11 protein-coding genes are annotated in these 12,289 nt (G+C 70.3%); 10 read left to right on the forward strand and 1 reads right to left on the reverse strand.

The genetic code is table 11. The features are described from left to right. Window positions 1-155: 155 nt before the first annotated feature. The gene (locus tag ACFVXJ_RS16910) at window positions 156-776 is read right to left on the reverse strand and encodes a peptidoglycan-binding protein (protein WP_389662420.1); all 621 of its coding nucleotides are present in this window, start codon (window positions 774-776) and stop codon (window positions 156-158) included. Between ACFVXJ_RS16910 and ACFVXJ_RS16915 the strand changes: the two genes are divergently transcribed. The 10 genes from ACFVXJ_RS16915 to ACFVXJ_RS16960 all read left to right on the forward strand — a co-directional run bounded on the left by ACFVXJ_RS16915 (window position 775) and on the right by ACFVXJ_RS16960 (window position 12,176). Next, window positions 775-1,026 carry a hypothetical protein gene (locus tag ACFVXJ_RS16915; protein WP_389662421.1) on the forward strand — a complete coding sequence of 84 codons (252 nt, stop codon included), beginning with the start codon at window positions 775-777 and terminating at the stop codon, window positions 1,024-1,026. The two genes, ACFVXJ_RS16910 and ACFVXJ_RS16915, sit on opposite strands and share 2 nt — an antisense overlap. Before the next feature lie 168 nt (window positions 1,027-1,194). Beyond that, on the forward strand, window positions 1,195-2,787 hold the full coding sequence (locus ACFVXJ_RS16920) for a methylmalonyl-CoA mutase (RefSeq protein ID WP_389662422.1): 1,593 nt from the start codon (window positions 1,195-1,197) through the stop codon (window positions 2,785-2,787). 86 nt (window positions 2,788-2,873) lie between these two features. Beyond that, entirely contained in the window at window positions 2,874-3,518 is a 645-nt protein-coding gene (gene leuE, locus ACFVXJ_RS16925) for a leucine efflux protein LeuE (protein ID WP_389662423.1), read from the forward strand. Between the two features lie 172 nt (window positions 3,519-3,690). Then, window positions 3,691-4,935 carry an amidohydrolase gene (locus ACFVXJ_RS16930; RefSeq protein WP_389662467.1) on the forward strand — a complete coding sequence of 415 codons (1,245 nt, stop codon included), beginning with the start codon at window positions 3,691-3,693 and terminating at the stop codon, window positions 4,933-4,935. A 228-nt stretch (window positions 4,936-5,163) separates the two neighbouring features. Continuing rightward, a complete protein-coding gene (locus ACFVXJ_RS16935) occupies window positions 5,164-6,228 on the forward strand; it encodes a BMP family protein (protein WP_389662424.1) in 1,065 nt (354 codons plus the stop codon). Window positions 6,229-6,362: 134 nt separating this feature from the next. Next, entirely contained in the window at window positions 6,363-8,033 is a 1,671-nt protein-coding gene (locus tag ACFVXJ_RS16940) for an ABC transporter ATP-binding protein (RefSeq protein ID WP_389662425.1), read from the forward strand. Beyond that, window positions 8,030-9,145, forward strand: coding sequence for an ABC transporter permease (locus tag ACFVXJ_RS16945; protein ID WP_389662426.1), 1,116 nt, complete (start codon window positions 8,030-8,032; stop codon window positions 9,143-9,145). The genes ACFVXJ_RS16940 and ACFVXJ_RS16945 overlap by 4 nt, the downstream gene beginning before the upstream one ends. Next, window positions 9,142-10,407 carry an ABC transporter permease gene (locus tag ACFVXJ_RS16950; protein WP_389662427.1) on the forward strand — a complete coding sequence of 422 codons (1,266 nt, stop codon included), beginning with the start codon at window positions 9,142-9,144 and terminating at the stop codon, window positions 10,405-10,407. The genes ACFVXJ_RS16945 and ACFVXJ_RS16950 overlap by 4 nt, the downstream gene beginning before the upstream one ends. Further along, the gene (locus tag ACFVXJ_RS16955) at window positions 10,404-10,802 is read left to right on the forward strand and encodes a cytidine deaminase (RefSeq protein WP_389662428.1); all 399 of its coding nucleotides are present in this window, start codon (window positions 10,404-10,406) and stop codon (window positions 10,800-10,802) included. Before ACFVXJ_RS16950 ends, ACFVXJ_RS16955 begins: the two co-directional genes overlap by 4 nt. A gap of 96 nt (window positions 10,803-10,898) precedes the next feature. Next, window positions 10,899-12,176, forward strand: a complete 1,278-nt coding sequence (locus tag ACFVXJ_RS16960; protein WP_389662429.1) for a thymidine phosphorylase — start codon at window positions 10,899-10,901, stop codon at window positions 12,174-12,176. The last annotated feature ends 113 nt before the right edge of the window (window positions 12,177-12,289 follow it).

A 12,289-nucleotide genomic window follows, 5' to 3' on the forward strand; every position in this document is an offset into this window, starting at 1 on the left:
CTGCGCAACCGGCGCGGGCGGGGCACGTTCCCCCGGCCCCGCCCGCGCCCTCTACCTCGACCCCGGCGGAAGCCGCCGGCCCCGCCGGTGGGTGGCCGTCCCGTGGACGATCCACCGGTGGACGACCCGCCGGTGGACGACTCACCGATAGACACTCACCAGTAGACGACGACCTTGTCGCCGACCTGGACCTGGTCGAACAGGGACGACAGCTTCCCCTTGTCCCGGACGTTCACGCAGCCGTGCGAGGCGCCGGCGTAGCCGCGGGCGGCGAAGTCCGACGAGTAGTGCACCGCCTGGCCCTCGCTGAAGAACATCGAGTACGGCATCGGCGTGTGGTAGATCGTCGAGACCCAGTCCTTGGCCTTCCACTCCACCTTGAACTCGCCCTCGCGCGTCGGCGTGTTCTCCGACCCGAAGCGCACGTCCATGGTGGAGACGATCTTGCCGTCGATCATCCAGGCGAGGGTGCGGCTCTCCTTGCTGATGCACATGACCCGGCCGTGCATGCAGCGCGGGTCCGGCGCGTCCACCTCGTTGGTGGTCGGCGGGCGCAGCTCCTCCTCGGTGGGCTTCTTGCTGGCGCCCTCGATGCTCTTCCAGGTCGCCTCGTCCACCGAACCCGTCGCGGGCAGCCCGTGCCCGGACTGGTAGGTGCGGACGGCGGCCGTCGTCTTCGACCCGTAGAAGCCGGTCGGGGCCACCGACATCAGCTTGAGCTGGCGCAGTCGCGCCTGGAGCTCGCGGATCTGGTCGCTCTCGTCACCGTTGGCCATGATCGGTTTGACGGTGGGCGACGGCGGGGCCGACGCGGAGGGGGAAGCGGGCGCGGAGGACGAGGACGACGGTGACGGCGAGGTGTTCTTGCCGTCGTCCGAGGCCGACGCGGAGGGGGACGAAACCGCCGTGGGCGCGGACGTGGCCGCGGAAGGGGAGCCCGAGGCCCCCGACTTCTGCGGCCCGCAGGCGGTCGCGGCGAGCGCGACGGCGGTGGCGACTCCCAGCGTGCGGATTATTGCCTTCTGACGGTGCATGGCGGCCCCCCGTTTGTTCTCCGTTGTGTAAGGAGGTGATGCCGGGCGGGCGTGGACAGTTGCGGACGCCTCCGCGTTGTTGCGCCATTGTGACCAGCGGCCGTCGCGGCGGGGTCCGGGCGGTGACCCCGAGCCGGCCGGCACCACGGAGGAGTGGGTCATGGTTCGTCCCCCAGCACGTACCGAGAGCGGAATCCCCATCGAACCGGTCTACGGACCCGAGGCCCTCGCGGACTGGGACCCCGCCGTCAGCCTGGGGGTACCCGGGGACTACCCCTACACCCGGGGGGTCTATCCCACGATGTACACCGGACGGCCCTGGACGATGCGCCAGTACGCGGGCTTCGGCACCGCCGCCGAGTCCAACGCCCGCTACCGCGCCCTGATCGAGGGCGGCGGCACCGGCCTGTCGGTCGCCTTCGACCTGCCCACCCAGATGGGCCACGACTCCGACGCACCCCTCGCCCACGGCGAGGTCGGGAAGGTCGGCGTGGCCGTCGACTCCGTCGAGGACATGCGGCTGCTCTTCCGGGGGATCCCCCTGGACCGGGTCTCCACCTCCATGACCATCAACGCCCCGGCGGCCCTGCTGCTGTTGATGTACCAGCTCGTGGCCGAGGAGGAGGGCATCGCGGCCGACCGGCTCACCGGCACGATCCAGAACGACGTGCTCAAGGAGTACATCGCGCGCGGGACCTACATCTTCCCGCCCGGGCCCTCCCTGCGGCTGACGGCGGACATCTTCCGGTACTGCCGGGCCGAGATCCCCAAGTGGAACACCATCTCCATCTCCGGCTACCACATGGCCGAGGCCGGGGCCTCGCCCGCGCAGGAGATCGCCTTCACCCTGGCCGACGCGGTCGCCTACGTCCGTACCGCCCTCGCCGCGGGCATGTCCGTCGACGACTTCGCCCCCCGGCTCTCCTTCTTCTTCGTCGCCCGGACCACCCTGCTGGAGGAGGTCGCCAAGTTCCGGGCCGCCCGGCGGATCTGGGCCCGGGTGATGCGCGAGGAGTTCGGCGCCCGGGACCCGAAGTCGCTGATGTTGCGCTTCCACACCCAGACGGCCGGGGTCCAACTGACGGCGCAGCAACCCGAGCTGAACCTCGTACGGGTCGCGGTCCAGGCGCTGGCCGCGGTGTTGGGCGGCACACAGTCCCTGCACACCAACGCCTTCGACGAGGCGATCGCGTTGCCCACGGAGAAGTCGGCGCGGCTCGCGCTGCGCACCCAGCAGGTGCTCGCGCACGAGACGGACGTGCCGCACACCGCGGACCCCTTCGCGGGGTCGTACGCGGTGGAGCGGATGACGGACGAACTGGAGGCGGCGGTGCTCGGGCTCATGCGGCGGGTGGCGGACCTGGGCGGGGCGGTCGCCGCGATCGAGGCCGGGTTCCAGAAGGGCGAGATCGAGCGGAACGCGTACCGCCTGGCGCGCGAGCAGGAGGCGGGCGAGCGGGTCGTGGTCGGCGTCAACCGGTTCCCGCTCGCCGAGGAGGAACGGTACGAGCCGCTGCGGGTGGACCCGGCGATCGAGGCCCGCCAGTGCGAGGCGCTGAGCCTGCTGCGCGAGCGGCGCGACGGGGCCGCGGTGGCGGTGGCGCTGGACGCGCTGCGGGCGGCGGCGGCCGACGCCTCGGCGAACGTGCTCTACCCGATGAAGGAGGCGCTGCGGGCCCGGGCCACGGTGGGGGAGGTGTGCGGGGCGCTGCGGGAGGTGTGGGGCACGTACGTGCCGGCGGACGCGTTCTGACCTCGTCGCCCGGCTGTCCCCGGCCCCGGCCCGGGCGCCGCGAAATGAATACCGGACGGTCGGACCGGCATGCGAGACTCCCTCCCATGCTGGGTGTCACCGATCTGCCGACCTATCTCGCCGGCCTCGTCCTCATCGTCCTCCTGCCGGGGCCGAACTCCCTCTACGTGCTGTCCGTCTCCGCGCGCAAGGGCGTCCGCGAGGGGTACAAGGCCGCCTGCGGGGTCTTCACCGGGGACACCGTCCTGATGGTCCTCACCGCCGCCGGGGCCGGGGCGCTGCTCAAGGCGAGCCCGGTGGTGTTCACGCTGGTCAAGCTCCTCGGGGCCGGATACCTGGCGTGGCTCGCGGTGGGCATGATGCGGTCGGCGTGGGGCATGTGGCGCCACCGGGCGGCCCGGCAGGAGGAGGCCCTGGCCGAGCCGGCGGTGCAGGACGAGCGGCCGTACCGCAGGGCGCTGGTGGTGAGCCTGTTCAACCCGAAGGCGATCTTGTTCCTGCTCTCGTTCTTCGTGCAGTTCGTGGACCCCGGCTATGCCTATCCGGCGCTGTCGTTCCTGCTGCTGGGGACGCTGTCGCAGTTGGCGAGCTTCCTCTACCTGTCGACGCTGATACTCACCGGCACCCGGCTGTCGGCCGCCTTCCGCCGGCGCAGGCGGCTCTCGGCGGGTGCCACCTCGGCGGCGGGCGTCCTCTTCCTCGGCTTCGCCGCGAAGCTCGCGACGGGCTGACGGCTCCCCGCCCGGCGGCTCCGGCGGCCGGATGGGCGCGCGAGTTTACCCCCGGGCGCAACCGGTCATGCGTCCGGAGGCCGGGTTTCTTTCCCCTAACGGCATGAACTTTTTGTGATCTCCGGCCAGTTGACCCATCCGTGCGCCTAACCTTCAACAGGTGAACCAGTTGATGTCCCGCGAGTCCCAGACCGCCCTGCCCGGCACGCCCGACCGGCCCGAGCTGCCCGGCACGCTTCCGGACCACCTGCGCGCCGAACTGATCGCCTTCCGCCGGGATCTGCACATGCATCCCGAACTCGGCCACCAGGAGTTCCGCACCACGGCGGCGATCAAGGCCCGGCTGGAGAAAGCCGGCCTGCGCCCGCGGGTGCTGAGCACCGGCACCGGCCTGATCTGTGACGTCGGCACCTGGGACGGGGTACGGCCCGTACTCGCCCTGCGCGCGGACATCGACGCCCTGCCCATCCCGGACACCAAGACGCACGTCCCGTACCGCTCGACCTTCCCCGACCGGGCGCACGCCTGCGGCCACGACGTCCACACCGTGACCGTGCTCGGCGCCGGCCTGGTGCTCGCCGAACTCGACCGGCAGGGGCTGCTGCCGCAGCCGGTCCGGCTGCTGTTCCAGCCCGCCGAGGAGGTCCTGCCCGGCGGGGCGAGCGACGCCATCGAGGACGGGGTCCTGGACGGCGTGGGCAAGATCATCGCGGTGCACTGCGACCCCCGGGTCGACGCCGGGAAGATCGGGCTGCGCCCCGGGGCCATCACCTCCGCCTGCGACCGGCTGGAAGTCGCCCTGGCGGGCCCCGGCGGCCACACCGCCCGCCCGCACCTCACCACCGACCTCGTCACGGCCGCCGCCCGGGTCGCGGTCGACGTGCCGGCGGTGCTGGCCCGGCGGATGGACGCCCGCTCGGGCATGTCGGTCACCTGGGGCCGGATCGAGGCGGGGCACGCCTGCAACGTCATCCCGATGCACGCGGAGCTGTCCGGAACCGTGCGGTGCCTGGACCTCAACGCCTGGCACGAGGCCCCCGACCAGATCCACGCGGCGATCGACGAGGTCGCGGCCCTGCACGGGGCCAAGTCCGAAATCACCTACGTCCGGGGCGTGCCGCCGGTGGTCAACGACCCGATGGTCACCGAACTGCTGCGCGAGGCGATGGCGGCCCGGCGCGGTCCCGGGGCGATCGAGGACACCGAGCAGAGCCTGGGCGGCGAGGACTTCTCCTGGTACCTGGAGCACGTCCCGGGAGCCATGGCCCGGCTCGGGGTGCACAAGCCCGGCGACCCGGCCAAGCGGGACCTCCACCGGGGTGACTTCGACGTGGACGAGGCCGCGATCACCGTCGGAGTCGAGTTTTTCACGGCCGCCGCCCTGCTCGACGGGCGCCGCGCCAGGCCCTCCAGGTAAAAGTCCGGGCAAAATCAGTACAACATCTGAGCGGCACCCAGCACAGCTGTCCAGCCCTTGATACGCAAGGGCTGGACGCTTGGCGGTTACCAATCGGTCACTGTCCGGTTCGCGACGATCCGATAACGACTCCTGAACGGGCTCTTAACTGACATCTACGCGCGTTACGATCGCCGCGAAACCAGCGCCGGTCGTGGCGCTTCGGTCAGGTTTTGAAGGAGCCTCCCCTTGCGCCGGATCACCAGGATCGCCACCGTGGGCATCGCGTCCGCGGCGCTGGCCCTCTCGGCCACCGCCTGTGGCGGAAAGAAGTCGTCGGACGCCACCTCCTCCAGCTCGTCCTCGGGGACGCAGGAGAAGAGCGCCGCCATCGCGTACGACATCGGTGGCCGCGGCGACCAGTCGTTCAACGACGCCGCCTACGCCGGCCTCGAAAAGGCCAAGTCCGAACTCAAGATCAAGACCGCCGAGGCGGAGCCGACCGAGGGCGAGTCCGAGGCCGACAAGGTCCAGCGCCTGACCGAGCTCGCGCGCAAGGGCAACAACCCGGTCATCGGCGTCGGTTTCTCCTACGCTCCGGCCATCAAGAAGGTCGCGGCGAAGTTCCCGAACACCACGTTCGGCATCATCGACGACACCTCGGTGACCGACAAGAACATCGCCAACCTCGTCTTCAACGAGGAGCAGGGCTCGTACCTGGCCGGCGTCGCCGCCGCCAAGACGTCGAAGACCGGCACGGTCGGCTTCATCGGCGGTGTCGAGGTTCCGCTCATCAAGAAGTTCGAGGCGGGCTTCACCCAGGGCGTCAAGGACACCAACCCGAACGCCAAGGTGCTGTCGGCCTACCTGACGCAGCCGCCGGACTTCTCCGGTTTCGCCAAGCCCGACCTCGGCAAGGCCACCGCCAAGGGCCAGCTCGACGGCGGCGCCGACGTGATCTACGCCGCCGCCGGTCTCGCCGGCTCGGGTGCGATCGAGGCCACCGCCGGCGCCGGCAAGTGGGCGATCGGTGTCGACTCCGACCAGTACAACCAGGCCGGTCTGTCGAAGTACAAGGAGCACATCCTGACCTCGGTCACCAAGGACGTCTCCTCCGCCGTCTACAACCTGATCAAGTCGGTCGAGGACGGCAAGCCGCAGACCGGTGAGGTCCGTTACGGCCTGGACAAGAACGGCGTCGGCCTGGCCGACTCCAACCCCGAGTACAAGAAGATGGCCGACGTCATCGCCGCGGTGGAGAAGGCCAAGGCCGACATCATCGCCAAGAAGATCACCGTCAAGACCGCCCCGTAAGGGACGTCCTGCCAGTCGAACGGTTGCCGGGGTCCGGGTAGCGGCTCTGCCGCCTCCCGGGCCCCGAACCGCGTCGTAGTGGCCTCCTGGCCGCTACTTTTCACTTCCGACAGTGCTACGCGCGTAGAGGAACCGTGGACGCGGTACCTTCTCACACCGCCCTGTCCCCCCTGCCTTCCGCTCCTTCGCGCCAAGGAGAGTGCGTCATCACCGCGTCCAGCCCCCCCGCCGTAGAACTGCACGGCATCACCAAGCGTTTCCCTGGCGTCGTCGCCAACAAGGACATCGACATCACCGTCCGCAAGGGCACGGTCCACGCCCTCATCGGTGAGAACGGTGCCGGCAAGTCGACCCTGATGAAGATCCTCTACGGCATGCAGAAGCCGGACGAGGGCACCATCGCCGTCGACGGGGAGCAGGTCTCCTTCGCCAACCCGGGCGACGCCATCGCCCGCGGCATCGGCATGGTGCACCAGCACTTCATGCTCGCCGACAACCTCACCGTCCTGGAGAACGTCGTCCTCGGCGGCGAGAAGCTGTACGGGATCGGCGGCAAGGCCCGCAAGAAGATCATGGAGATCTCGGACGCGTACGGCCTCGGGGTCCGCCCCGACGCCCTCGTCGAGGAGCTCGGTGTCGCCGACCGCCAGCGCGTGGAGATCCTCAAGGTCCTCTACCGCGGCGCCCGCACGCTCATCCTCGACGAGCCGACCGCCGTGCTCGTGCCGCAGGAAGTGGACGCGCTCTTCGGCAACCTGCGCGAGCTCAAGGCCGAGGGCCTGACGGTCATCTTCATCTCGCACAAGCTGGGCGAGGTGCTCAAGGTCGCCGACGACATCACCGTCATCCGCCGCGGCACCACGGTCGGCACCGCCGACCCCCGCACCGCCACCACCAAGCAGCTCGCCGAGCTGATGGTCGGCAGCGAGCTGCCCTCGCCGGAGACCCGCGAGTCCACCGTGACCGCGACCCCGATGCTCCGGGTCCAGGACCTGCGGCTGGCCGCCGTCGATCCGGACGGGATCGTCCGCGAGGTGCTCGCCGGCATCGACTTCACCATCCACAAGGGCGAGGTCCTCGGCATCGCCGGTGTCGAGGGCAACGGTCAGACGGAGCTCATCGACGCCCTCATGGGCATGAGCATCCCCGACGGCGGCGTCATCACCCTCGACGGCCGGGACATCTCCACCACCCCGACCCGCAAGCGCCGCGAGGGCGGCATCGGCTACATCCCCGAGGACCGCCACCGGCACGGGCTGCTGCTGGACTCCCCGCTCTGGGAGAACCGCATCCTCGGCCACGTCACCGAGGCGCCCAACTCCAAGCGCGGCGTCCTCGACCCGAAGGCCGCCCGCAAGGACACCGAACGCATCGTGCGCGAGTACGACGTCCGCACCCCGGGCATCGACGTCACCGCGGCCTCCCTCTCCGGCGGCAACCAGCAGAAGCTGATCGTCGGCCGCGAGATGAGCCACAACCCCAAGTTCCTCATCGCCGCCCACCCCACCCGCGGTGTGGACGTCGGTGCGCAGGCGCAGATCTGGGACGCGATCCGCGAGGCCCGGCGCGAGGGCCTGGCCGTGCTGCTCATCTCCGCCGACCTCGACGAGCTGATCGGCCTGTCCGACACCCTGCGCGTCATCTACCGCGGCCGGCTGGTCGCGGACGCCGATCCGGCGACCATCACGCCCGAGGAGCTGGGCACCGCCATGACGGGTGCCGCGAGCGGGCACCTGGAAGCGACGAACGACCACGTTGAAGGCTCCGCCGCTGCCGACGGGACGACGGAGGACGAGGCCCGATGAAGAAATTCGACAAGGACCGGCTGCTGCTCTCGGTCGCCGGACCGCTGCTCGCACTGGTCAGCGCCCTGGTGCTGACCGTGATCGTGCTGGCCGCCTCGGGGGTCGACCCGATCGACCCGCTGCGCATCATGATCGAGCAGGCCGGTTACGAGGACATCCAGGTCCTGATCATCAACCAGGCCGGCATCTACTACCTGGCAGCCCTGGCCGTCGCCATCGGCTTCCGGATGAACCTCTTCAACATCGGCGTCGACGGCCAGTACCGCCTCGCGGCGATGTTCTCCGCGGTCGTCGGTACGGCGGTCTCGCTGCCCGGTCCGCTGCACATCCTGCTGATCGTCCTCGTGGCCATGTGCACGGGCGCCTTCTGGGCCGGCATCGCGGGCATCCTCAAGGCCCGTCGCGGCGTGAGCGAGGTCGTCTCCACGATCATGCTCAACGCCATCGCCACCTCGCTGATCGCCTGGCTGATCCTGCCGAAGAACTTCGGCATCCAGCCGGCCGGGTCCAACGACCTCACCACCGGCGACATCCCGGAGTCCGGCTGGTTCCCGTCCCTGTCCCTCTCCGGCGGCGACATCTACGGCTTCACCTTCGTCGCCTTCGCCCTGGGCATCGTCTACTGGTTCGTGCTCAACCGGACCCGCTTCGGCTTCGACCTGCGCGCCACCGGCGCCAGCGAGTCCGCGGCGCAGGCCGCCGGTGTGGACGCCAAGAAGATGATCATGACGTCGATGCTCATCTCGGGCGCGGTCGCCGGTCTGACCGGCATGCCGCTGCTGCTCGGCGAATCGCACACCTACAACCTGTCCTTCCCGCTGGGCATCGGCTTCACCGGCATCACCATCGCCCTCCTGGGCCGCAACAACCCGCTCGGCATCTTCTTCTCGGCACTCCTGATCGCCTTCATCGACAAGGCGTCCGCCGGTCTCGACCAGAACGGCTACGCCAAGGAGATCGGCACGATCCTGCAGGGCCTGATCGTCATCGCCGTCGTCGTCAGCTACGAGCTCGTCCGCCGCTACGGCATCCGCCGCCAGCAGCAGAAGGTCGGCGAAGAGCTGGCCGCCGGCCACGCCCTCAAGACCGACAACAAGGAGGTCGCGGCGTGAGCACCAGCACCGTTTCCGCGACGAGCGCCGCGCCCAAGAAGGGCGGCGGCCGCCGCAAGCTCACCCTGCCCTGGATCCTGCTGCTGATCGCGGGCGGACTCGCCCTGATCTCCGTCGTCAGGATCATCTCCGGCGCCGACGACCTGACCTCCGTCGGCCAGGTCTCCGGCGCCCTCCAGCTCGCCGTGCCGATCGCCCTCGCGGGCCTCGGCGGCCTGTGGGCCGAGCGCGCGGGCGTGGTCAACATCGGCCTCGAAGGCATGATGATCCTCGGCACCTGGTTCGGCGCCTGGGCCGGCTACCAGTGGGGCCCGTGGACCGGTGTCCTCATGGGCATCGTCGGCGGCGCCCTCGGCGGCCTGCTGCACGCGATCATCACCGTGACGTTCAACGTCAACCACATCGTCTCCGGTGTGGCGGTCAACATCCTGGCCGTCGGCTTCACCCAGTACCTGTCGAACTTCACCTTCGACAAGGCCCCGGGCGGCTCCTCCAAGCAGTCCCCGCGCATCGACCCGATCACCGAGATCACCATTCCCGGGTTCTCGCACTGGTTGGCCACGCTCCAGGGCAAACACTGGTTCCTGGTCTCCGACGTCGCCGGCGTGCTCGGCGGGCTGGTCACCAACCTCTCGCTGCTGACCATCGTGGCGGTCCTGCTGGTCCCGGCCACCTGGTGGGTGCTGTGGCGGACCTCCTTCGGCCTGCGCCTGCGCTCCTGCGGTGAGAACCCGATCGCCGCCGAGTCGCTCGGCGTCAACGTCTACAAGTACAAGTACATCGCCGTGGTCGTCTCCGGCGCGATGGCCGGTCTCGGCGGCGCGTTCCTGGCGATCGTCTCCACCGGCATCTACCAGGAGGGCCAGACCGGCGGCCGCGGCTACATCGGTCTCGCCGCGATGATCTTCGGCAACTGGATGCCGGGCGGCATGGCCCTCGGCTCGGGCCTGTTCGGCTTCACCTACAGCCTCCGGCTGCGCGGTGGCTCCGAGAACGTCCACGCGATGCTCCTGCTGCTCGCGATCCTGCTCCTGATCGTCGTCGCCTGGCAGCTGTACAAGAAGAAGCACCTGCAAGCGGCCATCGCGGCCGTCTGCTCCGCCGGTCTCTTCCTCTGGTACGCGCTCACCGACTCCGTCCCGAGCCAGTTCGTGGACGCCGCCCCCTACGTCACGACCCTGCTCGTGCTCGCCCTGTCGTCGCAGCGACTGCGCCCGCCGAAGGCGGACGGCCTGCCGTACCAAAAGGGCCAGGGCAAGTGAGCCCGCAGGAAGCCGTGGACTGGGAGGCCCTGCGGGCGGCCGCCCGGGAGGCGATGACCCGGGCCTACGCCCCGTACTCGGGCTTCCCGGTCGGTGTGGCCGCGCTGGTGGACGACGGCCGCACGGTCGTGGGCTGCAACGTGGAGAACGCCAGCTACGGGCTGGGTCTGTGCGCCGAGTGCGGACTGGTGTCCGCCCTCCAGGCCACGGGAGGCGGCCGGCTCACGCACTTCACCTGCGTGGACGGCAAGGGCGAGATCCTCGTCCCGTGCGGTCGCTGCCGGCAGTTGCTGTTCGAGTTCGGCGGCCCCGAGCTCCGGGTGGAGACCCCCGAGGGCGTCCTGCCGCTCGCGGCGATGCTGCCGCAGGCTTTCGGACCCGACCACCTCAGATAGCCGTAGCGACGGTCCTTCGTCCCTCCCGGGCGAGGGACCGTCGTGTTTCCTCTTATCCTTCCCCCCTCTCTCTATGCGCGTAGAAGGAAGCACTCCATGGACGTCATCTCCGTCATCCGCACCAAGCGCGACCGCGGCGAACTGAGCCCCGAACAGATCGACTGGGTCATCGACGCGTACACGCGCGGCGTCGTCGCGGACGAGCAGATGTCGGCGCTGGCGATGGCCATCCTGCTGAACGGCATGAACCGGGCCGAGATCGCCCGTTGGACCGCCGCGATGATCGCCTCCGGCGAGCGGATGAACTTCGACTCCCTCTCCCGCCCGACCGCCGACAAGCACTCCACCGGCGGTGTCGGCGACAAGATCACCCTGCCGCTGGCCCCGCTCGTCGCCGCCTGCGGCGCGGCCGTGCCGCAGCTCTCGGGCCGCGGCCTCGGCCACACCGGCGGCACCCTGGACAAGCTGGAGTCCATCCCCGGCTGGCGCGCGCTGCTCTCCAACGAGGAGATGCTGAACGTCCTCGACACCACCGGCGCGGTCATCTGCGCGGCCGGCGACGGCCTGGCCCCCGCCGACAAGAAGCTGTACGCGCTGCGCGACGTGACCGGCACGGTCGAGGCGATCCCGCTCATCGCCTCCTCCATCATGTCGAAGAAGATCGCGGAAGGCACCGGCTCGCTGGTCCTGGACGTCAAGGTCGGCTCCGGCGCCTTCATGAAGAACATCGAGGACGCGCGCGAACTCGCCTCCACCATGGTCGCCCTCGGCACCGACAGCGGCGTCAAGACGATCGCCCTGCTCACCGACATGTCCACCCCGCTCGGCCTGACCGCCGGCAACGCGCTGGAGGTCCGCGAGTCGGTCGAGGTCCTCGCCGGTGGCGGTCCCGCCGACGTCGTCGAGCTGACGCTGGCCCTGGCCCGGGAGATGCTGGACGCGGCGGGCATCAAGGACGCCGACCCGGCCAAGGCCCTCGCCGACGGCTCCGCGATGGACGTCTGGCGCCGGATGATCGCGGCCCAGGGCGGCGACCCGGACGCGAAGCTGCCCGTCGCCCGCGAGCAGCACGTCGTCACCGCCCCGGCCTCCGGCGTGCTGACCCGGCTGGACGCCTACGCGGTGGGTGTCGGCGCCTGGCGCCTGGGCGCGGGCCGCGCCCGCAAGGAGGACCCGGTGCAGGCGGGCGCGGGCATCGAGCTGCACGCCAAGCCCGGTGAGACGGTCACCGCGGGCCAGGCCCTGATGACCCTGCACACCGACACCCCGGAGAAGTTCGAGTACGCCCTGGCCGCCCTGGAGGGCTCGTACGACATCGCCCCGGCGGGCACCGCGTTCACCGCGAACCCGATCGTGCTCGACCGCATCGCCTGACCGCCACACCCCGGTCCGCCACACGCCTGACCGGCGCCCCATGACCCCGTCGGGGGGGGGGGGCCCCCCCGGGCCCGCCCCCCCGGGTTTTTACCACCCCCCCCCCCAGCACA

Source organism: Streptomyces sp. NPDC058279 (assembly GCF_042881255.1).
In the GTDB taxonomy this organism is placed as follows: Bacteria; Actinomycetota; Actinomycetes; order Streptomycetales; family Streptomycetaceae; genus Streptomyces.